The sequence below is a fragment of the Alloalcanivorax balearicus MACL04 genome, from assembly GCF_025532145.1.
Classification (GTDB): domain Bacteria; phylum Pseudomonadota; class Gammaproteobacteria; order Pseudomonadales; family Alcanivoracaceae; genus Alloalcanivorax; species Alloalcanivorax balearicus.
Map to the genome: position 1 here is coordinate 21,500 of NZ_ARXS01000009.1, position 24,146 is coordinate 45,645.

Below are 24,146 nucleotides of genomic sequence, written 5' to 3' on the forward strand. Positions count from 1 at the left end.
CCCTGTTCACTCTTAATTGCTTTTTCAGCGCTGTCTTGGTTGTCCACTGCTCTTGTCAATGCACCAGCAGGCGTGGGTGCCGTCGATGGGGATGCCGCCCACCCAGCGTATGGGCGGGCGGCTGTCCAGCCAGTTGCGGTAGCCGCTGAGGACGCCATGGCCGGCATGGGTGACATCCAGCAGGCCTTCATCCCAGGGGCGCCCGGGGGTGCGGTGATATTCCAGCAGCGCCCGCTCGCCTTCCAGCAGGGGTTTCAATACCCAGCGAAACATTTGAGGTGACAAATAGGGGAGCGGTTCGCGTTCCTCTTGCAGGGCGTTATACACCCCGCGTATGGAAATCGGCCCGCGTTCCGCCACCAGTTGCGCCGCCAATTGCTCGCTCAGTCCCAGGCCGGTGGCCGGATCCGGCAGTTCCAGCAGGTGACGGCGCAGGGCCCGGCCGAGCATGGGCAGCGCCGAGGTAGTGTGCCGGGACAGGTGGTAAAGCGCTTCGGGATGATTGGCGGTCACCGCGCGCCAGGCCGCTTCGCCGAGCGACAGCTGCGCGGCACTGACCGTGCGCCGTCGCTGCCACAACCAGTTGAGGACAAAGGGCGCCAGTTGGGTGAGGCAGCGGAAACGCTTGACTCCCGGCACCGATTCCACCGCGATCAATTGCAGCGGACCGCCGTTGGAATTATGGCTGAACTGGTGCAGCAGCCGGGCCAGAATCAGTTGGTCCTGGCTGTCGTGCTGGAACCACAATACCACCCGCCGGCCCCGCGCGGCTTCCGCCAGCCGGTCTTGAATGTCTTGCTGTTCCCGCGCCACCCGTTGCCAGTCCTGTTGCCGCAGATTGGCCAGAAAACGGCTGCGCCGCCGCCGGAACAGCGGTATCGGTTCGTTACGCAGGGGGCCGAGGCTGTATGGATCCGCCAGGCTCAGTATTTCACCGACGAAGCCGGCCTCGCGCAGACGCGGGGTCAGGTCCATGGCGCCGCACAGATGCAGGGTGGCTTCATCGCCATCGGGGCTGAGGCCGTAGAGCGGTTGGCTGTGTTCCAGCTCGCGAATGTGGTGGCTCTGTGACGCCCAATCCGGGAAACCCTGCTCCCGGGCAATGGCTCGCCGGGCATCGGCCAGTGTGAACGGCTGGCGTTGTGAACGGCGGCGCGCGGCCAGCCGCAACACCGCCGGACTGTGATGCCGCCGGGCACCGCGCAGCAGATTACGGGCGCGGCGTTCCTGTCTTTCCTGCGTCAGATGGCCGTGAACAAAAGGGCTGGATGGAGCGGGTACTGCAGAAGACATGTCATGGTCCCTGGACATTCTTCAAACCGGTTTCTCTACCATAAATCGGCGTGGCAAACGGTCAATATGCATACCGGTCGGAACGGTCATGTTTTCACAAGTTTTACCAATGGAGTCGGGCGATTGACGCCAGACGCTTAAGGCGCCTCTGAGAAACGTCATGCCGGACTTGATCCGGCATCTCCTTCTACGAAGCCATGCGCCCTGTAGAGGGAGATCCCGGGTCAAGCCCGGGATGACGTACGGGTCAAGCCCGGGATGACGGGGTGTTTTTCAGGCGTCTGGCCCGCCCCAGGAATTCACCGATACACCGGTAAGTTTCCGCGCAGGCCTCCGGCACCAGATCCTCCAGATTCAGATAAGCGTGAATCATGTCCGGGAAATGCACATGCTGATGAGGGATGCCGGCTTCACTCAGCCGGTCGAGGTAGCGCAGGCCTTCATCGCGCAGCGGGCACAGACCGGCGGTGATCATCAGGGTCTCCGGCATGCCCGTGCCCATGGGCATGTACAGCGGAGAATGGGCGCGCCGATCCTCGCCGTGCTGGAAGTAATGGTCCACATACCATTCGATACGCGGTGTTTCCAACAAATAGCCGTGGCTGTTTTCCTGCAATGAAGGCTGATCCAGGGTGTAATCCAGACTCGGGTAGATCAGTACCTGGCGTTGCGGGCGATGTTCCTTATCGTCCTGCAGCAGGACGGACAGCGTGGCGGCCAAAGCGCCGCCGCCGGAGTCCCCGGCCAGGGTCAGTGACCGTTGCACCGGATAACCTTCCCGGGACAGCAGCGGATAGAGCCCGCGTGTCACCGCCAGGCAGTCCTCCAGACCCGCCGGGTAGGGGTGCTCCGGTGTCAGCCGGTATTCCACCGACAGCAGCAGGTGACCGCTGGCCTCGGCCAGTTTGCGGCAGATCGGATCGTACACCTGGACACTGCCGGCCATGTGGCCGCCGCCGTGAAAGAACAAACACACCGGCTTGCGCTGGCCCGGGGCCGGATCGTAGGCGCGCACCGTGATGGCGTGTCCGTCCGCATCCACCACCAGATCGCGCACTCCGGCGATGTCGGGGATACGCGTGACCAGGGTTTCGGTCATCCCGGCCAGGCTGTCGCGGACCATGGCGGGGGTGGCTTCGATGCCCTTGCGGCGTTGTTCTTCGATCAGATGGTTGAGTCGGGTGAGCCAGGGCAACAGACCGGGGTGAAGGGTCTTGCTCAGCATTCCTTTCAACATTGAAACAGCACCAGGGCTTCGCCGGAACAGATCATCCGGCCATTGGCGCCGGTGCATTCGGTGGCCAGATTCACCAGTGCCTTGTCGGCGCGCAGGCGGGTCACGGTGACCTTGGCGGTGAGCGCTTCGCCCACATCGGCGTTCTGTTCGAAGTGCAGACTTTGCTTGAGATAGTTGGTGCCGTGGCCGGGTAACTCCTCGCCAAGCAAATAGGAAAACAGGCCGGCGATGAGCGGTTCCGGCACGGTGGCGCACCGGGCCTCGGGGAAGTTGACCAGCGCGCACCAGCGGCTCAGGTCCCCGCCGCTGAAATGACGGGAGACAGTGGCCTGATCGCCAACCTTCAGGGCGTGAAAACGGGTCAGGGTCTCGCTCACGGGGTGTTCTCCTCGGCGATGTGAATGCGGGCGCGACCTTCCAGGCAGATGCTGCCGTCGGCCTTGACCACGCGGGTGGTGAATAAGGCGTCCTGTTGCTGCGCTTCGACGATCACCGTCAATGCCTCGCCGGCGTAGGCGGGGGCGGGGAACATCAGTTCCTGCATGGACAGGGTAGCGCCGGGCCAGGACCGGGCGATCAGCGCGCGCAGATGGGAAAACAACAGCATGCCGTGGGAAACGGTGGCGCCGAAGCGGGTTACCGAGGCGTACTGGGGATCCACATGGATGGGATTGTGATCGCCGCTGATCTCGGCGAAATCATCAAAGTCCTGTTGGGACAAGGTCACGGCCTGCTCCAGCCGTGCTTTATTCAGCGCCATTGCGCAGCTCCTGTTTGGTGACTTTGCCCAGGGCGTTACGGGGCAGTGCCGGCAGGCACTGGAAAACCTTGGGAACCTTGTAGCCGGCCAGCCGCTCACGGCAGTGGGCGCGCAAGGTGTCCTCGTCGACGCGGCTGTCCGGGCGCAGTACATAGCAGGCCTTGCCCACTTCGCCCCAGCGCTCGTCGGCGATGCCCACCACCGCTACCTCGGCGATGGCCGGATGTTGTTCAAGTGCTTTTTCCACTTCGGCGGGATAGACGTTTTCGCCGCCGGAGATGTACATGTCTTTCCAGCGGTCGACGATGTAATAGAAGCCGTCGTCGTCGCGCCGGGCGACGTCGCCGCTGTGCAGCCAGCCGTCGGCTTCGATGGCCTCGGCGGTGGCATCGGGCCGGTTCCAGTAACCGGGAGTGATGTTGGGGCCACGGATCAGCAGCTCGCCGGCTTCGCCATCGGGCACGTCACGGCCGTCACGGTCGACGATGCGGACTTCGGTCAGCAATTGCGGGCGGCCCACGGAGCCGATTTTTTCAATCACTTTGTCTTCATCGAGCAAAAACACGGTGGGGCCGGTTTCAGTCATGCCCATGCCGGTGCGCACATGAATGCCGTGCTCCACATAGCTCTGTGCCACGGGCAGGGACAGCGGGGCGCCGCCGCAACCCCAGGAACGTACCCGGCGCAGCCGTTCGCCGCTGAATCCCGGTTGCTCCAGCAGCGCCTGGTACACCGCCGGCACGCCAAAGAAAATCGTCGCCCGCTGTTCCAATATTTCGAGTGCCTGTTGCGGCTCGAAGTTACGCGCCACCAGCACGGCGCCGCCAACAAAAAACACCGCGCTGGAATAGAGATTGATGCCGGCGGTGTGGAACAGCGGCAGCACGTTGAGCAGCACGTCCTCGCCGGTGAGATTCACCGCCAGACCGATGTTCAGGTAGTTGGCCAGCATCATGCGAAACGTTTGCACCACGCCCTTGGGCCGGCCGGTGGTGCCGGAGGTGTAGAGCAGGTACCAGGGCGTGTCCGGACTCTTTTCCGGGTGCGCGCCGAGATCCGGGGCCACCTGTTGAAGATCCTGGTGATAGTGGCGCTCCGAGCCGACCGGCTGATCCAGCGCCACCAGCGTCAGGTCGGTGAAGGTGCCTCCCAGGGCGCGGGCCGCGTCGGCCAGTTCGTCACCGAAGATCAAGGCTCCGGGCTGGCAATCGGCCATCAGGACTTCCAGCTCCGGCACCGCCAGACGCCAATTCAGCGGCACCAGAATCAGGCCGGCCTTGGCGCAGCCGTACAGCATGGCGAAGAATTCCGCGCGGCTGTGGCCGAGCCAGGCGAGCCGGTCGCCTTCCCGTAACCCCCAATGCTGACGGGCCGCCGCCGCCAGCCGCGCCGCCCGTTCGTTGAGCTGCGCGTAGTTGTAGCGTTCGCCGTTGTGCAGATCTTCCAGTGCCAGCCGGTCCGGGGTTACCCGGGCGCGTTGGGCCAGCAGGTCGAACATTTCCATCGATGCCTCCGGTTTCTTGTTCCATGGGCACGGGACCCGGACGTTCGCGATCAGGGTCCCGTTCCCACGCCTTTGTTACGGGTTCAGTTCCGACCAACTGAAGCGGGTGACACGGTTGCTGATCAGTGAGAACACGAATACCGAGCCGTCACCCACGGCCACCTGTTCGGCGTCGAACAGGCCGCCGGGGCGGCTGCCCAGAGAGCGGTCCAGCCAATGGCCCAGATAGTTCGGGCGGATCACGCCGTTACCGTCCGGGGTGCTGTCGTCCGGGTTATCCCAGGCCCGCGCCACCATGTTGAAGCCATCGGCCACCAGCAGGCTGTCCTGTTGCGCGTCGTAGGCCAGGCCGGCGGGGAGGAACAGCCGGTCCGCTTCCAGGTCTTCCGGGTGGTCATAGGTGCCGCCGCCGACGCCCACTTGCCCGAGCAGGCCGCCGTTGGCCGGGGACAGAGCCTGGATGCGCTGGTTGCGCCGGTCGGTGACGTAGATGCGGTCGGACAAGGCCAGCACGCCGCCGATCTGATCGAAGGTGCCGGGCGCGCCCTGGTCGAAAAACGCCGGGCCGAGACTCCAGTTGTCGCCCAGGTCACTGCCTTTGCTGCTGTCGACGCCGCCGGCGTACCAGATCCGGTTCAGCGTGCTGCTGCCGCTGTCGTAATCGAAACGCCAGGCGTAGTTGGCGAAGCTGGTGATATACAGTTCGTGCTGGTCGCCGCTGCCGCGTACCGAGATCGATACCGGATAATTGATGTTGCTGGAGGTCAGGGCGATGCGCGGCGCTGACAGGCCGCCGGTGCGGTAGCTCAGATTGAACAGCTCTTCCAGGTTGCCGTCGGCGTCGTAAATACGAACGCTGGCGTCACCGGTGTAGGGCCAGGGCAGGGTGGCGTCGGCGCCCACCAGAACGGCCACCATTTCGCCGTGGTTGCTGTCGTTGAAGGTGGCGATGCCGGTGACCCCATAGCTGATGTTGGTACCGGGGAAACGGCCCAGGAAGTTGCCGCTGCCATCGTACATGTTGATGCGGGTGTTGGGCGTATCGCTCACCAGCAGGCGATTCTTGCTGCCGAGCCACGCCATGCCGCTGGCGGAGTGCAGTTGTCCGGCGAGTGTACGCGGGTGCCCCCAGAATTCGTGGGTGCTCTCACCGCCGACGCCAGCGGAAACGGAACAGCGCAGCAGGGTGGTGCCGGCGGAATTGGTCCAGCATTTCTTGATGCGGTTGTTGCCGCTGTCGCTGACCAGATGTACGCGGGCGTTACTGAAAAAGTAACCCCAGGACCAGATATCCTCGCGGTGGAAATTGCCGTTGGCATCGATCACCGGCACCAGATCGTTGGGTAACTGGAAGGCGGCATCTTCATTGGCGGCGGTGGTGGGGGCGCGCATTTCCACCTGATGAATGCCCAGATGGCCGTAGACCCAGGTGGCCTGAGCGTCGGCGCTGCCGCTACTGCGGTACTTCACCGGATTGGCATCGGTAGTGGCGGCCAGATTGGGGAAGCGCAGGATGCGGCCGTTGTAGGTGTCCGCCACATACAGGTTGCCCTGCAGGTCGGTGCGCACGCCACGGGGGCGTTTCAGGTGATCGGCGTTGCCGTCGTCATCGCGGATGCGCCCGAGCATGTCGTCCAGGGTTAATTGGCCGGTGGCGGTATTGACCCGGAAAATCTTGATGCGATTGTTGCCGTTGTCGGCCACGTAAAGATAGGTGGCGCCATTGTCCGGTGACTGGTAGTAGGTCATGCCCTGGGGAATGCGGAAGCCGTCGCGTTTTTCCGGTTCGCCGGCGTAGTCGTCGTAGTTGGTGGAATCGGTGCCGTAGTTTTTATCCACGCCGCGCAGGATCGGCCCGGCGCCGACGTACTGGCCGCTGCCGTCCTGCCAGCCGACGGTCTGGATCAGGTTGACCTGATAGTTGTTGTCCGGGTCGATGCTGAACGCCTTGATGCGATGGTTGAATTCATCGGAGATGTAGATGAACCCCTGCGGGGTGATCGTCATGTTGCGCGGCAAATACAGATCGGCGCCGCCACCGTGACCGGGCTGGCCGATGGAGGTGACGTATTCAAAATTGTCGGCGTTGCCGGCAACGGTGCGGAAAAAATGCACCTGCTGACGGCCCACATCATTGACGTAAAGACCGGCCAGGCGATCGTCATCCGCTTCGCTTTTCGACAGAAAGGCGATGCCCAGCGGCGCGCGGATATCCGGAACGGCGCTGGCCGGGCTATCCGCCGCCAGGGTCTGGTCGGCGTCGTCCAGGGTACCGATGGAGGCGCCGTTGAGATTGAGCACGCGGATCTTGTAGTCGCCCATGTCCGCCACGTAAACGCGGGTCTGGGCGGCGCCCAGGGCGACGGTGTCGCGGTCGTAAGTAACGGTGGTGGGGGTATTGAATTGATAGCGTTGGTGCGCCGGCTCGCTGCTCAACTCCGCCGAACGATCTTCATCGGCGAAGGTCTGGAAGGCGCTGGCCGACAGGGGCAGGGCGCTGATCAGCGCGGCCTGGCCAAGCCGGTATAGCAGGGTGTTTATGGTCATTTGGGTTCTCCCGATTGTTGTTGTTATGCCCTGATAGAGACCGTGAACAGGCTCGCTCACTCGCTCGCTCGCTCTTACTGCTAGGGCGGTTCTGCTTTTTGCGGTTTCTGTATCAGCGGGCGAGGAAGGCGGCCATACCGCTGTCCGCTTCGTCGCTGTCGATCTGTTCCAGAAAATGCTGGCGCTCGTCATCCAGGGCGGCGCGCACCCGGTGTGGATCTGGCCGCGTCAGTGCCAGGGTGTGACGGACGCTGGACGGCTGCGCCCGGCACAACTGCCGTGCCAGCGCGAGCGCCTGATCCAGCTCCTCGCCCTCGTTCACCAAGTGCTGTACCAGACCGATGCGGTGCGCTTCCTCGGCGCTCACTCGCCGGTTGAGCAACTGGATGTCGAGGGCGCGGGCGCGGCCGATACGCTCCGGCATCAGCGCGGTCCAGCCGCCGTCCGGGCTGTAGCCCACCACGGTGTACCAGGGCGCGAAGTTGGCGCGCGGTCCGGCCACGGCGATGTCGCAGCCCAGTACCAGACCGAGGGAACCACCGGTCACGGTGCCGTGCACCGCCACCACGGTGGGGCAGGGCAGCGTCAGCAGAGCCAGGATGACGTCGTTGAGGCGTCCCACCACGTGGTGGGCGTAATCGCGGCGCTGTTCTCGCGGCGTGTGATAGAAGCCGGCCACGTCACCGCCGGTGGAAAAGGAACGGCCGTTGGCGTCCAGCAGCAATGCCCTGGGGGCTTCGCCATGGGCACGGGCCAGGGCATCGGCGAGGGCATCCAGCAATTCCGGCACCAGGGCGTTATGCCGCTCCGGGCGGTTGAGGGTGAGCCGCACCAGGCCGTCCTGGTTCTGATAAAGCACCAACTCGCTCATGCTTTCTCCTTGCCGTCCAGGGCCAGCCCGTTGCGGAACAGATCGGATATGGTGGTGACGACCTCGTCGAAGGAGTGGTCCTGGTCCCACAGGGCGAAGCGCAGGCCGAGAAAGTTGGACAGGCCCATCAAGGCCCAGACCCGGATCTCATCATTGCCGGGCCGCACTTCACCCTTGCGGGTGGCGTCGGCCAGCATGCGCATGTAGCCCCGGCCGAACGCCTCGTAATATTCGCGGAAGATCGCTTCATCGACGAATTGCGCTTCCTGCAGGACCCGATACAGCGAAGGGTTGGCGCTGACGTATTCGAGGAAGGCGCGCAGACCCAGCTCCTCCGCCTGCAGCCGGTCGCGGGCGCCGATCACACTGGCGGCCAGGTGGGCCCGCACTTTATGTCCCATGTCGCGTACCAGTTCACGCAGGATTTCCTCCTTGCCGGAGAAATAGCAATACAGCGTGCCCTGGGCGACGCCGGCGGCGCGGGTGATGTCACTGATGCCGGCGCGGTGATAGCCAAGAGTGCCAAAGGTGTCCTCGGCGGCTTTCAGAATCCGGGCACGGGTGCGGGCACCACGGGCGGTTTTCGGGGCGCTGGGAGAGATGTCCTTGGCGGCGGAACTCATGGGCAAATCCTGTTTTGTTATTTGAAAACTGAATCAGTAGTCAGAAAAATTACGACCGAAGCAATGCAGTGTCAAGTTGAACCGTGCTTGGAAGGATTTCTTGATGATCGCTTTTGATGGCTGTTTTATAGGGTTTTATTGGTTATCTGAGAGGGCTGGGAGTCGCTTGGTAGACGAAATAATGAAATTTGTCTCCATTTCGATGCTTGAAGAAACCTGATTCAGTTGTCATATTGTGACCAATGCAGTTCGCTCTGTTTTGACCAGGCGAGGTGCCACGCCGTCCGGCCGTGCCGGGACGGTTCTCGACCCAATGACAACAACCGAACAACAAGCCCACTCATCGCGCTGCCGAGCAGACGATGAAGATAGAAAGGGAGAGGTAACATGAAGCAGCGTCTGCTCGCCGTATCGGCGTTCACCCTGGGTACCCTGTCGTTTTCCGCTGTCGCGCAAGCCGATGACAGTGTCCGCATCGCCCACGTCACCGGATTCTCCGGGCCGCTTTCCGCCTACGCCAAGCAATTGGGTGACGGCATGCGCATGGGCTTTGAATACGCCACCGACGGCACCATGGAAGTGGCCGGCCGCAAGATCGAGATCATCGATAAAGACACCCAGAACGACCCCGCCCGGGCCCGCTCCCTGGTGGAGGAAGCCTATGCCGAGGATGATGTCAGCATCGTGGTGGGGCCGGTGGCCTCCGGCGTGGCTCTGGCCACCTTGCCGATCGCCGAGGAATACGAGCGCATCATCATGCCGGAAGGGGTCGCCGACGCCATCACCGGTGAAGACTGGAACCGCTATGTGTTCCGGGTGGGGCGCAATTCCTCACAGGATGCGGTCTCCAACGCGGTGGCGCTGGGGCAACCCGGTGTCTGCGTGGCCACCATCGCCCAGGATTACGCCTTTGGCCGCGATGGCGTCGCCGCCTACAAGGAAGCGATGACCTCCGCCGGCGGCAAAGTGGTGCATGAGGAATACCTGCCCCTGGACACCACCGATTTCACCGCCGCCGCTCAGCGTTTGTTCACCGCGTTGAAGGATCCTGATGGTTGCGACAAAGGCAAGTACATCTTCGCCATCTGGGCGGGCAGTGCCAATCCGCTCGGCCGTATTCAGGATCTGCATCCGGAACGTTACGACATCAAGCTGGCCACCGGCGGTAACATTCTGGCCGCTCTGGCAGGCTATTCCGCCTTTCCCGGCATGGAAGGCGCCGGCTTCTATTACTTCGAGTCCCCGAAAAACGAGATCAACGACTGGTTCGTGAAGGAACACTTCAAGCGTTTCAACGCGGCACCGGATTTCTTCACCGCCCAGGGCTTCGCCCAGGCCATGGCGATCACCGCCGCGCTGCGCAAGACCGAAGGGTCCACCGACAGCGAGGACCTGATCGAGGCCATGGAAGGACTCAGCTTCGACACGCCCAAGGGCAAGATGACCTTCCGCCCGGAAGATCATCAGGCGATGCAGGCCATGTACCACTTCCGTATCGAATCGCAAGAGCGTGACGACTGGTTCGCGGATCGTACCGTCACCGCCGGCGTGCCGGTGCTGGTACGGGTAATCTCCATGGACGAAATGAAGATTCCGCTGCGCAATCAGCGCTGATCAGCTGCGGGCGGCGTGTTCCGGCACGCCGTCCGCGGAGCTCGCGGAGCCTCGTCTCCACGGTTTGAGTTTGCCTACGGGGAAGTTGTCATGGCGTCACCAACCGCCGTTCTCGAAACCCGCGACCTGACCATCCAGTTTGGTGGTCACGTGGCGGTGAATCGGGTGTCCTGCGCCTTCCAGGCGGGCACCCTGACCGCCATCGTCGGTCCCAACGGGGCGGGTAAAACCACCTGGTTCAATCTGATTTCAGGGCAACTGCGGGCCAGCGCCGGCAGTGTCCATTTGTTTGGCGAAGACATCACCGATCTGGGCGTGGCCGCCCGGGCGGACAAAGGGTTGGGGCGCGCGTTTCAGCTCACCAATCTGTTTCCCGATCTCAGCGCTCTGGAAAACGTGCGCCTGGCGGTGGCGTCGCGTCACCGTATCGGTCATGTATTCTGGCAGATGGCGTCGAAGCGCCGTGATATCTCCGACCGCGCCGCCGAGTATCTGCGCCAGGTCAACATGCTGCACCGCGCCGATGACGCGGTGGCCAATTTATCCCACGGCGACCAGCGCAAGCTGGAAGTGGCTCTGATGCTGGCGTTGGAGCCCACCGTGTTCATGTTCGATGAGCCCACCGCCGGCATGAGTGTGGACGAAGTGCCGGTGATCCTGGATCTGATCGCCCAGATCAAACAGCGTGAAGATAAAGTAGTGCTGCTGGTGGAACACAAGATGGATGTGGTGCGCTCCCTGGCGGATCGCATCGTGGTGTTGCACAACGGTGAGTTGGTGGCGGATGGCGAGCCCACCGAGGTGATCGCCTCGCCGATCGTGCAGGAAGCCTATCTGGGTGTGGCGGCGGAAGCGGAGGAGAGCGCATGAGCGAGCCGATTCTGTCTCTGCGGGATGTCTACGCGGACATCGACCAATATCACATTCTGCATGGTGTCGATCTGGATGTGCCGGCGGGGGAGCTGACCGTACTGCTGGGACGTAACGGTGCCGGTAAAAGCACCACGCTGCGCACCATCATGGGCCTGACCACCCTGACCAAAGGGCAGGTGCGTTTTCAGGGACGTGACATTGGCGGCACGGCAACGCCGGCCATCGCCCGTGGCGGCATTGCTTTCGTACCGGAAAACATGGGCATCTTTGGTCAGCTCACGGTGCGGGAAAACATGGTCCTGGCGGCGGTCAGTGGTGCCATGGACGAGCAGCGCCTGGACTGGATTTTTGAAGTGTTTCCACCGTTGAAAAAATTCTGGAATCGCGCCGCCGGTAATCTTTCCGGTGGGCAGAAACAAATGCTGGCGATCGCCCGGGCAGTGATCGAACCGCGTGATTTGTTGCTGGTGGACGAACCCACCAAAGGGCTGGCACCAGCCATTATCAACGATCTGGCCGATGCTTTCGAACAACTCAAACAGCAGCAAGTATCGATCCTGCTGGTGGAACAGAACTTCAATTTTTCCCGGCGCCTTGGCCAGTCCGTGGCGGTGATGAGTGACGGACATATCGTGCACCGGGGCACCATGGCGGAACTCGCCGGGGACGAGGACCTGCAGCATGAACTGCTGGGCCTCGGCCTGGGCGCGCACCAATAAGGAGAACAGAGCATGTCCGCTCCTCAAGATATTTTTGATGCCGACACCGGCAACAGGTCGTGGTGGGAGAGGCTGCGCGCCTTCCGGCAGGACAAACCGCACCTGTTCCTGTTGCTGATCATGGTGGTGATCCCGCTGTTTCTGATGCCTTCCTCCACCTGGGCGGTGCTCACCTTGAGCGGCCTGGCCATGGGCGCCATGCTGTTTCTGATGGCTTCCGGCATGACCCTGACCTTCGGCTTGATGAACGTATTGAATCTGGCCCACGGTTCCTTTATTTCCCTCGGCGCCTTCGCCGGCGCCACCGTGCTCACCATGTGGCTGAACGACTACACCAGTGGCTCGCTGTGGGTCAATCTGCTGGCGGTGATTCCGGCGCTGCTGTTCGCGCTGGTGGTGGCGGGGCTGCTCGGCGTGTTGTTCGAGCGGCTGGTGATCCGTCCGGTTTATGGCGATCACCTCAAGCAGATCCTGGTGACCGTGGGGGGCTCCATCATCGTCATGGAGCTGCTGCAGGTGATCTGGGGCTCCAATGAGATCCCGGTGCCGCGGCCGGAAGCGCTGCGCGGCGCGCTGTTGATCAGCGATGCCATTCCCATTATTGGCGGCATCGCCCTGGAAAAATATCGCCTGCTGGCGGTGATCCTGGGGCTGGGGGTGTACGCGCTGATGTTGTGGGTAATCGACCGTACCCGCCTGGGCATTCTGATCCGTGCCGGAGTGGAAAACCGGGAGATGGTGGAAGTGCACGGCTACCGTATCCGTCTGCTGTTCCTGGCGGTGTTCGTGGCGGGTTCCGCCCTGGCTGGCATCGGTGGTGCCATGTGGGCCATGTACCGGGAAATCATCACCGCGCACATGGGTGAGGAACTGATGATCTCGGTGATCGTGGTGATCATTCTCGGTGGTCTGGGTTCGGTGCGTGGCTGTTTTTACGGCGCCGTGCTGGTGGGCCTGATCAATCTCTATGTCGGTTATCTGGAGCCACGGCTGGCGGCGGTGGCCACCGTCGGTCTGATGGTGGCGGTGCTGATGTGGCGGCCCCAGGGCCTGATTCCGGTCATCAAGGTGTGAGGAGAGAGACATGCTGAAGACCTTGCTTTCCGGAGATTATCCGCGCAGCCGTCCGCTCACCGTGGTGCTGCTGTTGATGTTCCTGTGTCTGGCGCTGGGGCCGTTCCTGTTCCCCGGCACCCGGGCGTTTTCCACCCTGGGCATGATCTGCGTGTTCGTGATCGTGGTGGCGTCCTACGATTTGATGTTGGGATACACCCACATTGTGTCCTTTGCCCATACCATGTTTTTCGGCATTGGCGCCTATGGCGTGGCGATGACCATGGACGCCATGGGTAAAGGCTTTGCTCCGATCTTTATCGGTCTGGGCGCCTCCTTGCTGGTCAGCCTGCTGTTGGCATTGTTATTGGGATTGTTGTCGTTGCGGGTGAAGGCGATCTTCTTCGCGCTGGTGACGCTGGCGGTGGCGTTCGCGTTCCTCAGTCTGGTGACGCAGCTTTATCACATCACCGGCGGTGAGGATGGGCTGCGAGTGCGGGTGCCGCGTGAACTGGGCCCGGCCTTCAAACCTTTTGATGGTGAGCTGCGCGGTTTCAGTATCACTACTTTCCTGACCGGGTTGTTCACCGATCCGGGAAATCTTGGTGAGGTATGGCGGGAGTCGGTGTTCAAGGCGCGCATCACTGGCCGGGATCTGATGTATTACATTACTTTCTTTGTCACTGTTGGCGTGTTTCTGTTCCTGCTGCGCTTGGTGAACTCTCCGTTCGGGCGCGTGCTGCAGGCGATTCGGGAGAATGAATTCCGTGCCCAGGCGCTCGGTTACCGGACCGTGTTTTACCGCACCGCGGTGGTGATCATCTCCGCTTTGCTGGCGACGCTGGCCGGCGTGTTGTTCGCGCTGATCAACCGCTATGTGAATCCGGAGAACACGCTTAATTTCGAGCTGATGGTGTTCATTCTGCTGATGTGCGTGATCGGTGGCATGGGCACACTGTATGGCTCGGTGGTGGGCGCGGTATTGTTCCTGTTGGCGCAGAATTATCTGCAGGATGTGCTCAAGTGGCTGGGCGGCGGTCTGGAGCCAGGCTCGCTGCTGGCGGAGCTGGTGGGGCCGGAGCGCTGGTTGCTGTGGTTCGGCCTGCTGTTCGTGCTCAGCGTATACTTTTTCCCCGCCGGCATCGTCGGTCAGTTACGGTTGTGGGCAGGGCGGTCGTCATCGCGGAAACAGGGCAACGGCGATGACACCACGGCGGCCGGCGAGCAGGAAAGCGGCAACAAGGGCAAGGACGGCCCGGTGGTGTCATGAACCGGAAAGCAGTAGGACAGGAGAGTAGCGGAATGGGAGAGCAAGCGGGACGTCTGCACGGCAAGGTGGCGTTGATCACCGGCGCCGCTCGCGGCATTGGCCGGGGCATCGCCGAGCGCTATGCCCGGGAAGGGGCGCGGGTGGCGGTGGCCGACCTGGACAGTGACAGTGCCGGGGAAACGGCGGCGGCGATTCGGGCCACCGGCGGCGAGGCCATGGCGGTGACCATGGATGTCACCGACGAAGCGGCGGTCAGCGACGGCGTCAGCGCCGTGGTGACGGCCTGGGGCGGTCTGGACGTGGCGTTCGCCAACGCGGGCATTCAACACATCGACCCGCTGGATCAGTTGTCCTTCGCCAATTGGCGCAAGGTCATGGCGGTGCATCTGGATGGCGCCTTTCTGCTCACCCGTGAGGCGCTGCGGGCCATGTACGCCAGCGGTGGTGGCACCATGCTGTACATGGGGTCGGTGCATTCACTGGAAGCCTCACCGCTGAAAGCGCCCTATGTGGCCGCCAAGCACGCCCTGCTTGGCCTGTGCCGCTCGGTGGCGAAGGAGGGCGCTGCCCACGGTGTGCGCAGCAACATCATCTGTCCCGGCTTCGTGCGCACGCCGCTGGTGGATAAACAGATCCCGGAGCAGGCGAAAGAACTCGGCATCTCCGAGGATGAAGTGATCCGCAACGTCATGCTCAAGAACACCGTGGACGGCCAATTCACCACCGTGGACGACGTGGCGGAACTGGCCCTGCACCTGGCGGCCTTCCCCTCGGCGGCGCTCACCGGCCAGTCCGTGGTGGTCAGCCATGGGTGGCATATGGGATGAGAGAAGCAGGGAATAGTGAATAGGGAACAGTGAATAGCTGCGCGAGATGCGCCGGCTGGAAGCTGAAAGCAAAGAGGCCGCGCCCAAATGATGGGTGCGGCCTCTTTGTTTTAATGCGCCTGGAAACAGGGCTCACGTTTAAGCGCGGGCCACATACTCTCAGAGCCCGCACGCTTTTCTCGCGAACTATTCACTGTTCCCTATTGACTATTCCCTGCCTTAACGGGAGCCCGGTTCCATCCGTGGAACCTGGAGATCGATCAGGCCTTCAAGGGGTCACAGAAGGGAATCTGAAGGGGGCTCGCCGAACCGCAAAGATACTGTGCAAAAGGACAGTGTGTCAAGGTTCGGCGATGGCGATCAATCGTCCTCGCCCTCCGGCAGGGTGATGTTCAGTTCCAGAACCTCACAGCCGGACTCCCGGTCCACTTGCACATTCACCGCCTCCGGGCTCACCGGGACGTATTTGCGCACCACGGCCAGCAGTTCTTCCTGCAGTTGTGGCAGGTAGTCGGGACCGCCGCGTCCGCTGCGTTCGCGGGCAACGATGATTTGCAGCCGCTCCTTGGCGGTGGAGGCGGTGTTCTGCTTCTTAGGCAGCAAGTAACTGAAGATGCCCATGATTTAGCCTCCGAACAGTCGTCCAAACAATCCTTTTTTGGCGGCGGTGAGGAAGCGGTGGGGGCGTTCCTCGCCAATGAACCGCGCCACGGCATCGGCGTAAGCCAGACCAGCATCGGATTCCAGATCCAGGATTACCGGCGCGCCGGAGTTACTGGCGTTGAGCACGGCCTGGGATTCAGGAATCACGCCGAGCAGGTCCACGGCGAGAATTTCCTGCACGTCCTCCACGGACAGCATTTCTCCGCGCTCCACCCGTTCCGGAGAGTAGCGGGTCAGCAGCAGCCGGGCGGGAATGTCGCCTTCGCCCAGTTCGGCCTTGCGGGTCTTGCTGGAGAGAATCCCCAGGATGCGGTCGGAGTCGCGCACACTGGACACTTCGGGGTTGGTCACCACGATCGCTTCGTCGGCGAAATAAGCGGCCATCAGAGCGCCTTTTTCGATCCCCGCCGGGCTGTCGCAGATCACGTATTCCATTTCCATGTCACGCAGGCCGTTGAGCACTTTCTCCACGCCTTCCTGGCTCAGAGCGTCCTTGTCGCGAGTCTGGGAGGCGGGCAGGATGAACAGGTTTTCCACCCGTTTGTCCTTGATCAGACCCTGCTTGAGGTTGGCGTCACCGTTGATCACGTTGACCAGGTCGTAAACCACGCGGCGCTCGCAACCCATGATCAGGTCCAGATTCCGCAGCCCCACATCAAAATCGATTACCGTGGTTTTATGGCCACGCATGGCGAGACCGGTTGCCAGGGCGGCGCTGGTGGTGGTCTTGCCCACTCCTCCCTTGCCGGATGTCACGACCACGATTTTTGTCACGATCTCTTCTCCTCGAAGTCCTTGCAGACGTAGGTGCGAGCCGCTGCCGGGCACCGGCAACGACGGGTTCTCAACTTTTGCCCATCAGATCGGCGAAGCTCATGGCATCGCCGTCCAGGCTCATTTGCACGGGTTTGCGTCGATAGGCGTCCGGCAGATCCTCGGCGACCCGGTAATGGCCGGCGATGGACACCAGTTCCGCGTCCAGATCCTGACAGAAGATCCGCGCCGCCTCATTGCCCCGCACGCCGGCCAGAGCCCGTCCGCGCAGCGTGCTGTAAATATGGATATTGCCTTCGGCCAGCAACTCGGCGCCGGTGCTTACTGGCGCCAACACGATCAGATCGCCGCGGGCGTAGACCTGCTGCCCGGAACGCACCGGCTGCTCCACTACCAGGGTGTCCTCGGCGGCGGCGGCCGGGGCGGCCTTGCTGTTGCCGGTGCGCGCCGGCGGCTCACTGCGGGCCACATCGCGGCCGTTGGCCAGATTGATGCTGCCCAGGCCGAGCATGGCGGCCACCTGGTCATCCAGTTCCGGGTGACGGGCCAGGGCGACCAGATTGACGCCCAGCCCGCGCAGGGTGTCCACGGCGGTCAGCAGCTCCACCTGGGAGGCCTCTTCCGGATGGGCCACATCCACCACCACCGGGGCGTCCAGCAGCCACTGGGCGGCGTCTTCCAGCCGTTGGGAGATTTGCTGATGCAGACTACGGGAGTCCAGGTCCTTGAGATAGAGGACCGTCGCCATCAGCATGCGGCCCTTGAACTCGAAACTTGCCTTTTCCTCGATGGAAACTGTCATTGACTGGGTCTTTTTACCTGCTTATTGGGTCGAAGGCGGCCGCCGGGAAGCGGCAAAGGCCCCAGGCGGCCGGCGAATGAGCCGGCCATTGGGGGCACTCGACATATCCGGCAAAGCGTAGACGAAACCGACAAGCGGCGAAAGACGCGCGACCCACGGTCATTGTTAAATTTGCCAATGTTGGGACCCGTCGATCAAAAAATCGCCGGGAGCGATTTTTGACGTCGCACCCGCGACGGCCCGGAGGGCGGCGGCCATGGACGGCAAGCCGCAAAAAATCGCCGGGAGCGATTTTTGACGTCGAGCACCTGCGCGGTGGCCCAGGCAGGCCTGAATTCAGGTGATGGCAGAGCGGGGTGCCTCTTGCCAGGGGGGAGAGCCAGCGGTCAGCGTTCCAGGACACGGGAGAAGCACGGTCCTGGAACGCTGACCGCCGGCTCTCCACGAACTCCGCGGACTCTCGCTCCGAATCTACCCTGGCTACGAAGCCGCTGTGGGAAGCGGCCTTAGCAGCGAATCGACGCCTAGGTGTGCGTGCAAATTGGGGGAGAATCCGTCTTGCAACCGTTCGCAGCCAAGGCCGCTTCCCACAGCCGCTTCGATTGTCCGTGTTTGGAGAGGACGATAAGCTCAAGATTGGAATTCAACAGCGCAGCCACTGCCAAGGTTATCTCCAGATCATGAATACGTATCAGGGAAGCTGTCATTGCCAATCAGTGGTATTCGAGGTCAGGTGTAGCCTCGACATGGCCTATATGTGTGACTGCTCCATCTGCACAAGAAAAGGGGCGAGAATGGTTTATGCCGAGCAAACTGATTTTCGGCTTTTAAAGGGCGAAAACAGTCTGGGTTGCTATCAGTTCAACACTAAAGTGGCCGAGCATTATTTCTGCAGGACGTGTGGTATCTATACACACCACAAGCCCCGCTCTTTACCCGGCAAGTACGGTATAAACGCCGGGTGTTTACAGGGCATTGATCCATTCAATCTGGAGATCACGAAGGTGAATGGCGGTTCCAGGTAGCCATTGCCGACAGTGTTCGTCTGTTTTAGTTATACCATTTGTGTATCTGGGGAGGGCTGCTGGCGAAAAACAAAAACCGCCATGGAATCTCTCAGACAATACGGAAATCATCGCCGAGATTCCGCCAATGCGTACGCAGGAGTTGCTTGTGTTCCGGCGCCATTGGCAACTCGGTCAGCAGAGTCGGCCAGTGTTCCCGTGCGCGGTCCCGGGCGTCCAGTAGATGCACGCGAACCGCCGGCCAGGGTACGCCCACTCGTTCCGCCCACAGTTGGAAATGCGCCAGGGTCAAGGCATACCAGTTTCTCTCCCGGCCCATATTCAGGGCGAGATCCGTCTCGCCTCTTATATAAGGTAGTGTCGTCAGAATGTCGTAGGCTGGCGCCAGTCGCGCCGTCCGCTGATCGGGGTAGTGGAGCGTCCAGTTTTTAATATGCGCGTCGCCATTGGCGAGCAGGATATTGGCCAGTAGGCGGCGTGCCATCTGTTGGGTGTCCGGCAGGCCTTCTCCGCCATAATGGTAGATCGTCGCGGCGATCTGCTCATAGTTTCTCCGGCCATATTTTTCGTGGGCATACAGTTCGAAAACCTGAGCGAAATCCTCACTGTGAATCCGGCCCTGCGGGGAACGGTCAAAACGTTGTATGGCGTAGACCAGGGATTCATCAGGCAGCGGAATATCAGGTAGTCCGCTTATTTGATCCAATGGTAATAAGGCTACTTGTGGAATGGTCACACCAAGGTATTCCGCCAGTTTCATGGCGCTGTATTCGTTGGCGGGTACGTGCTGGTGTACGGTGGAGGGTGTCTTGATGATCCACTCATCTTTCCCTTGCGTGGAGGCGATGTTCATCCGTCCATCCTGGCGACTGGCGGAGAATTTCATCTGCACGCCGGCCAGGGAAAACTTCTGTTGAAGCGCCAGGACATTGATTTGAACCGGTTCGATACGATCCCTCTGGCTAAGAGCCCAACTCGGGATTTCGCCCGCCGGGATAGGCTGCGCCACGAGCGCCCCTGGCAGGTTGGTGCCTGCCGCCGCCAGCAACGGGAATTCGTTATCGGTGTGAACCTTGAGGGCCTGGCTCATCCAGGCCCGCAGAGCGCCTTCGGGCAGCAGATTGGACAGCACCGGAGGCAGCCGTTGTGAGGCCATGCGGGGTTGGAAAGCCGGCTTCGAGATAGTCTGGGACAGCGTGAAGACAGGTGCCGCGGGCATGGCCGCAAAGGCGGGGTCGAACACCAGAATATTCTTGCCGCCGGCATAGTGGGACACGATGCCGACACGCTGGCCATGCAGGGTCAGTGACAGGGCTTCCACGGATTCCCGTTGTTTGAGGGCCGAAGACACCGGCTAGTCCTCCAGATCCTTGAGTATCTTGTCCCAATGGCTTTCATCCGGCTCGGACAAGATGTTCCGCTCCAGTCGTCCGGTGCCGTTCAGCAGAGCGTCGACCTCGGCTACTTGCTCCTCGGGCACCAGACGCAATTGCAGTCCCATGCCTTCCAGGATACGCAGCAGGGTGGAGACGCGAGTATCCCCGCCGGATTCGATGCGTTGATATTGCTGTTGCGACATGCCGATACGCATCAACATGTCCTTTTGGGTCAGCCCCAGGGACTTGCGGCGTTGTTCCAGTATCCGGGTGATCTCCAGCATGACGTACTCCGATTATCGGAAAACAACATACTGGCTGTTGTATCATGAAAAAACATTAAATAAATAGTAAATTAGATAAATAACATCTTATTTGCTGTTTTTGGGGAGGCTGATTGGCAAGACATTGCCGGACGCCGGTCCCCCGGCGCCCGGCCCGCGACTCACACCGGTCGTTCGGTGTGCATTTTCACCTCTTTGAGTTCGAAGTCGAAAGCGTCGGTGAGCAGGCAGTCGTAGCGCAGGGCGTCGTACTCGAGCAGCTCGTTCACCTTGTCGCCGGCAATCACGCCCTTGGCCACCGCCACGTGCAGGCGTTCTTCCAGGGTTTCGCCATCCAACTCGCCTTTGCCGTCGGCCTTGAGGAAGGCCAGGTAGGCGGGTTCCACCTCCAGCAGTTTGCGGTAGGTGTTTTCCACCCGGCCGATGGCGTCTTCCGGGTCATCACAGCGGTAGGTGAAGCTGGCCAGGGATTCCCGCACGCTGGTGGGCTCCATGATCTGGTCGCCAACGGTGCGGATCAGATCGTCTCCGGGACGGTGGGCGCCGGCCGGGCGGCCGAGCGGGAAGAACCAGCCTTTCAACAGGCAGCCGATGCCGAACACGCCCAGGTTGCGGTAGAACGCCTCCAAGGCTTCGTGGGCCTGGCTCAGGGCGTGATGCAGGGCATAGGTGGCATGGGCGTCGTTAGCTTCGTCCCGGGGCAGGGTGCCATGGAACTTGAGCACGGCGCAGGCGATCAGCAATTGGCTGTGGGCATCGCCGAGCCGCGCGCTGAGCAGTTCGCGACGTTTGAGGTCGCCGCCCAGCAATGCGAAAGCGGCGTCGGAGGTGCTGGCCAGCACCGCGCTGTAGCGGCTGATCAGACGGTACCAGGGGGTGCTGAAGCTGTCCGCGTTGGCGGGGATGTCCGCCAGGCGGCCGCCGGTCAGGGCATGGACCAGGCCCCGGCACATATTGCCGATGGTGTGACCGGCGTGCTTGAGGAACAGTGCCTCGAAGGCCTCCAGGCCGCGCTCCTTGTCCTCGTCCTGCAGGGCGTTGAGTTCGTCGTAGAGGAAAGGATGGCAGCGCAGCGCGCCCTGGCCGAAGATCATCAGCGAGCGGGTCAGGATATTGGCGCCTTCCACCGTGATGGCGATGGGGATGGCCTGGTAGGGCAGTGCCATGAAGTTGCGTGGCCCGGCCTGCACCGCGCGGCCGCTGGCGATGTCCATGCCGCGGTTGATCAGGCGGCGCATCATTTCGGTGGAATGGTACTTGGCCATGGCGGTGACCACCGAAATAGTGCCTTCTTCCAGCCCCCGGGTAACCAGATGGCGGTAGGCCTCCAGGGTGTAGGCGAGGCCGGCCACTTCAGCGGAGGCTTCCTGTACCCCCTCGAACTGCCCAACGGCGGTGTTGAACTGGCGGCGGATGCGGCCGAAGGCGCCGGCGGTCTGGTAGCCCATCTCGGCGCTGGCGGTGGCCAGGGCCGGCAGGGAGACGCCGCGTCCGGCGCCCAGGCATTCGATCAGCATGCGCCAGCCCTTGCCGGCCATGTCCGGGCCGCCGATGATGGCGTCCAGAGGCACGAATACATCGGTGCCGTTGATCGGCCCGTTCATGAACGGCGAGCCGCCGGGGTTATGGCGCCGGCCGATTTCCACGCCGGGGGTGTTGGCGGGGAGCAGGGCGCAGGTGATGCCCAGCTCTTCCTCGTCGCCAAGCAGATGATCCGGGTCATACAGTTTGAAGGCGAGTCCCACCACGGTGGCGATGGGCGCCAGGGTGATCCAGCGCTTGGCGAAGCTCAGACGCATGCCCAGCACTTCCTCGCCATCCACCTCCTGGGTGCAGATCACGCCGCGGTCGGGCAGGTTGCTGGCGTCGGACCCCACCTCGGGCCCGGTCAGACCGAAGCAGGGGATTTCCTTGCCGGCGGCCAGATCCGGCAGCCAGCGTTGTTTCTGTTCGTCGGTGCCGTATTTGGCCAGCAGTTCACCCGGGCCGAGGGAGTTGGGCACCATGGCGGTGACGGCGGCGGTCAGTGAACGGGTGGCGATCTTGCTCATCACCCGGCTCTGGGCGTAGGGGCTGAAATCCTTGCCGCCGTACTCCTTGGGGATGATCAGGCCGAAGAAACCCTTGTCCTTGAGGAATTGCCAGACCTCCTCGGGCAGGTCGCGCAGCTCATGGTAAATCTGCCATTCATTGAGCATGCCGCAGAGCTGTTCCACCTCGTTGTCGATGAAGGACTGCTCCTCCTCGCTGAGGGTGGTGAAGCGGGTCTTGGAAAAATCATCCCAGTCCGGCTTGCCGCTGAACAGCTCGGCCTCGAACCAGGTGGCGCCCGCTTCGATGGCTTCGCGCTCGGTATCGCCGATCGGCGGCATTACCTTGCCGAGGCTGTTGAACACCGGCTGGACGATCAGCTTGCGACGCAGTCCCGGGTGGTTGAGCACCACCAGGGCCGCCGCCACCAGAATCAGCAGCAGAGGATTCAACAACCAGCCGGCGAACAGCACACCGCACAACAGGTACGCCACCACGAAAGTGATGGAGCCGACGGTCAGCGACAGTTGTAAATAGAAAACAGTGATCAGAGTGGCGGCCAGAATCAGCAAGGCCAGCAGACTCAACATGGTCATCTCCTTTGCCAGCGTGAATGGCACCGGTGGCATCCGGTGTTGTCCCGTCCGTGTGCGCTCCCCTGCGACGACACTTGGGGACGACTTTAGTCTACCTTTATACCTGTGTTCGTGGGGTCTTTTAACCGTATTTGACGTCGCCGCGGTGACTATCGGATGAATCCCGCGCGGTGGGTGCGGATGTCGTTGACGCGCGGAATTACGTACAATTGCCGCTCTCCCTGGTCCCGACACCCCCGACAGGAGCATTGCGGTGCAAGACAACGCCTCGATCATTGACGTTAACGAACAGAATATTCAGCAGGTGCTGGAAGCCAGCCGGCAGACGCCGGTACTGGTGGATTTCTGGGCACCCTGGTGCCAGCCCTGCCTGCAGATGGCACCGACCCTGGAAAAACTGGCCGCTGAATATCAGGGCAAGCTGATCCTGGCCAAGGTCAATGCCGATGAGCAGCAGAATATCGCCGCGCAGTTTGGTGTACGCAGCCTGCCGTCCCTGAAACTGGTCTATCAGGGCCAGTTGGTGGCGGAATTGGAGGGGGCTCAGAGCGAAGGGGCTCTGCGCCAATGGCTGGCGCCGGTGCTGGATCCGGAAGCCGCCGAGAAAGAACAGGAAGAAGGGTTTCTCGAGCAGATACGCATGGCCATCGATGCCGGCCACGGCGATCAGGCCGAGCAGGCCCTGCGGCAGACGCTACAGCAACAGCCCGACAAACACGCTTTCCGTGCGTTGTTGGTGGAATTCCTGCTCGGCGAAGGCCGCCAGGACGAGGCGCAGTCGGTGTTGGCGGAAATCGCCGAGGACGTGGAGGAACTGCGCCCGTTCCGTGCCCGCTTTGCCTTGCTGGACAAGCTGCCGGCCGGCAACGAGAGCCTGAAGACGCTGGCGGAACGCATCCATGCCGACGGCAAGCCGGAGGATCTGCATGCCTATGGGCTGCGGGCCGCCGCCGCCGGCCAGTTCCGCGAAGGGCTGGAAGCGCTGCTGACCTTGTTGCGGGATCATCGTGACTATGAGGAAGGGGTTGCCCGGGCAGCTCTGCTGCAGGTGTTCGACTGCCTGCCCAAGGGCGATCCGCTGGCCAGCGAATACCGCCGCAAGATGTTTACTTACCTGTACTGAGGGAAGGCTCGCAGGCAGTGCCCGAATTGAGGTCCGTGACCACAGCTGACTCACCGTGAAGCCGCTGTGGGAAGCGGCCTTGGCCGCGAATGGTCCAAACCGTCCGAGCAAATCCCTTCGCTTGCAAGCAAGCTTCCCACAGCGGCTGCGTAGCCCGATCTGTGTGAGCCAGCTTGCAGGCGAATGCCGGCCCGTTGCACCGGTGCCGGGCAGGCAGGGGAGCAGAGGTCCATCCCACCCACCTTTCCGCACTGATTGATAACACCGGAAGTGCACAAAAA

Annotated in this window: 22 protein-coding genes; 8 read left to right on the top strand and 14 right to left on the bottom strand. The window is 62.1% G+C overall.

What is annotated here, in order from left to right:
• Nucleotides 1-24 precede the first annotated feature (24 nt).
• From MA04_RS09440 to MA04_RS09475, 8 genes are all read right to left on the bottom strand, one after another.
• Nucleotides 25-1,293 (bottom strand): DUF1835 domain-containing protein, encoded by a 1,269-nt coding sequence (locus MA04_RS09440; protein ID WP_262460225.1) that lies wholly within the window; start codon nt 1,291-1,293, stop codon nt 25-27.
• A 247-nt stretch (nt 1,294-1,540) separates the two neighbouring features.
• Entirely contained in the window at nt 1,541-2,530 is a 990-nt protein-coding gene (locus tag MA04_RS09445) for an alpha/beta hydrolase (RefSeq protein ID WP_262460226.1), read from the bottom strand.
• The gene (locus tag MA04_RS09450; protein WP_262460227.1) at nt 2,524-2,907 is read right to left on the bottom strand and encodes a hypothetical protein; all 384 of its coding nucleotides are present in this window, start codon (nt 2,905-2,907) and stop codon (nt 2,524-2,526) included. Before MA04_RS09450 ends, MA04_RS09445 begins: the two co-directional genes overlap by 7 nt.
• Complete coding sequence (locus MA04_RS09455; protein WP_262460228.1) at nt 2,904-3,290, bottom strand: MaoC/PaaZ C-terminal domain-containing protein; 387 nt, start codon at nt 3,288-3,290, stop codon at nt 2,904-2,906. Before MA04_RS09455 ends, MA04_RS09450 begins: the two co-directional genes overlap by 4 nt.
• Nucleotides 3,277-4,794 carry an acyl-CoA synthetase gene (locus tag MA04_RS09460; protein ID WP_262460229.1) on the bottom strand — a complete coding sequence of 506 codons (1,518 nt, stop codon included), beginning with the start codon at nt 4,792-4,794 and terminating at the stop codon, nt 3,277-3,279. Before MA04_RS09460 ends, MA04_RS09455 begins: the two co-directional genes overlap by 14 nt.
• 75 nt (nt 4,795-4,869) lie before the next feature.
• Nucleotides 4,870-7,341: an NHL repeat-containing protein gene (locus MA04_RS09465; RefSeq protein WP_262460230.1), complete on the bottom strand. Its 2,472-nt coding sequence runs from the start codon at nt 7,339-7,341 to the stop codon at nt 4,870-4,872.
• A 112-nt stretch (nt 7,342-7,453) separates the two neighbouring features.
• Nucleotides 7,454-8,212 (bottom strand): enoyl-CoA hydratase/isomerase family protein, encoded by a 759-nt coding sequence (locus MA04_RS09470; RefSeq protein WP_262460231.1) that lies wholly within the window; start codon nt 8,210-8,212, stop codon nt 7,454-7,456.
• A complete protein-coding gene (locus MA04_RS09475) occupies nt 8,209-8,835 on the bottom strand; it encodes a TetR/AcrR family transcriptional regulator (RefSeq protein WP_262460232.1) in 627 nt (208 codons plus the stop codon). The genes MA04_RS09470 and MA04_RS09475 overlap by 4 nt, the downstream gene beginning before the upstream one ends.
• 387 nt (nt 8,836-9,222) lie before the next feature.
• On the opposite strand from MA04_RS09475, the gene MA04_RS09480 reads away from it, so the two are divergent.
• The 6 genes from MA04_RS09480 (at nt 9,223) to MA04_RS09505 (ending at nt 15,191) form a co-directional block, all read left to right on the top strand.
• Complete coding sequence (locus tag MA04_RS09480) at nt 9,223-10,449, top strand: substrate-binding domain-containing protein (RefSeq protein WP_262460233.1); 1,227 nt, start codon at nt 9,223-9,225, stop codon at nt 10,447-10,449.
• Between the two features lie 90 nt (nt 10,450-10,539).
• Nucleotides 10,540-11,319, top strand: a complete 780-nt coding sequence (locus MA04_RS09485; protein ID WP_262460234.1) for an ABC transporter ATP-binding protein — start codon at nt 10,540-10,542, stop codon at nt 11,317-11,319.
• Nucleotides 11,316-12,041, top strand: coding sequence for an ABC transporter ATP-binding protein (locus MA04_RS09490; RefSeq protein WP_262460236.1), 726 nt, complete (start codon nt 11,316-11,318; stop codon nt 12,039-12,041). Before MA04_RS09485 ends, MA04_RS09490 begins: the two co-directional genes overlap by 4 nt.
• Before the next feature lie 12 nt (nt 12,042-12,053).
• Entirely contained in the window at nt 12,054-13,115 is a 1,062-nt protein-coding gene (locus tag MA04_RS09495; RefSeq protein WP_262460237.1) for a branched-chain amino acid ABC transporter permease, read from the top strand.
• A 10-nt stretch (nt 13,116-13,125) separates the two neighbouring features.
• The gene (locus MA04_RS09500) at nt 13,126-14,364 is read left to right on the top strand and encodes a branched-chain amino acid ABC transporter permease (RefSeq protein WP_262460238.1); all 1,239 of its coding nucleotides are present in this window, start codon (nt 13,126-13,128) and stop codon (nt 14,362-14,364) included.
• Nucleotides 14,365-14,396: 32 nt separating this feature from the next.
• Nucleotides 14,397-15,191: a 3-hydroxybutyrate dehydrogenase gene (locus MA04_RS09505; RefSeq protein WP_262460239.1), complete on the top strand. Its 795-nt coding sequence runs from the start codon at nt 14,397-14,399 to the stop codon at nt 15,189-15,191.
• 360 nt (nt 15,192-15,551) lie between these two features.
• On the opposite strand, the gene minE is transcribed toward MA04_RS09505, so the two are convergent.
• From minE to minC, 3 genes are all read right to left on the bottom strand, one after another.
• Complete coding sequence (gene minE, locus MA04_RS09510; protein ID WP_014994240.1) at nt 15,552-15,812, bottom strand: cell division topological specificity factor MinE; 261 nt, start codon at nt 15,810-15,812, stop codon at nt 15,552-15,554.
• 3 nt (nt 15,813-15,815) lie between these two features.
• Nucleotides 15,816-16,628, bottom strand: coding sequence for a septum site-determining protein MinD (minD, locus tag MA04_RS09515; RefSeq protein ID WP_014994241.1), 813 nt, complete (start codon nt 16,626-16,628; stop codon nt 15,816-15,818).
• A 70-nt stretch (nt 16,629-16,698) separates the two neighbouring features.
• On the bottom strand, nt 16,699-17,430 hold the full coding sequence (minC, locus tag MA04_RS09520) for a septum site-determining protein MinC (RefSeq protein ID WP_262460240.1): 732 nt from the start codon (nt 17,428-17,430) through the stop codon (nt 16,699-16,701).
• Between the two features lie 680 nt (nt 17,431-18,110).
• Here minC and MA04_RS09525 point away from each other — a divergent pair.
• Nucleotides 18,111-18,455 (top strand): GFA family protein, encoded by a 345-nt coding sequence (locus MA04_RS09525; RefSeq protein WP_063139748.1) that lies wholly within the window; start codon nt 18,111-18,113, stop codon nt 18,453-18,455.
• A 91-nt stretch (nt 18,456-18,546) separates the two neighbouring features.
• Here the strand turns inward: MA04_RS09525 and MA04_RS09530 are convergent, their stop codons facing one another.
• The 3 genes from MA04_RS09530 to MA04_RS09540 all read right to left on the bottom strand — a co-directional run bounded on the left by MA04_RS09530 (nt 18,547) and on the right by MA04_RS09540 (nt 22,736).
• On the bottom strand, nt 18,547-19,806 hold the full coding sequence (locus MA04_RS09530; protein ID WP_163127341.1) for a type II toxin-antitoxin system HipA family toxin: 1,260 nt from the start codon (nt 19,804-19,806) through the stop codon (nt 18,547-18,549).
• Nucleotides 19,807-19,809: 3 nt separating this feature from the next.
• Nucleotides 19,810-20,115 carry a helix-turn-helix domain-containing protein gene (locus MA04_RS09535; protein ID WP_063139664.1) on the bottom strand — a complete coding sequence of 102 codons (306 nt, stop codon included), beginning with the start codon at nt 20,113-20,115 and terminating at the stop codon, nt 19,810-19,812.
• Between the two features lie 161 nt (nt 20,116-20,276).
• Nucleotides 20,277-22,736 (bottom strand): acyl-CoA dehydrogenase, encoded by a 2,460-nt coding sequence (locus MA04_RS09540; protein WP_262460241.1) that lies wholly within the window; start codon nt 22,734-22,736, stop codon nt 20,277-20,279.
• Nucleotides 22,737-22,995: 259 nt separating this feature from the next.
• On the opposite strand from MA04_RS09540, the gene MA04_RS09545 reads away from it, so the two are divergent.
• On the top strand, nt 22,996-23,865 hold the full coding sequence (locus tag MA04_RS09545) for a tetratricopeptide repeat protein (protein WP_163127340.1): 870 nt from the start codon (nt 22,996-22,998) through the stop codon (nt 23,863-23,865).
• Nucleotides 23,866-24,146 lie beyond the last annotated feature (281 nt).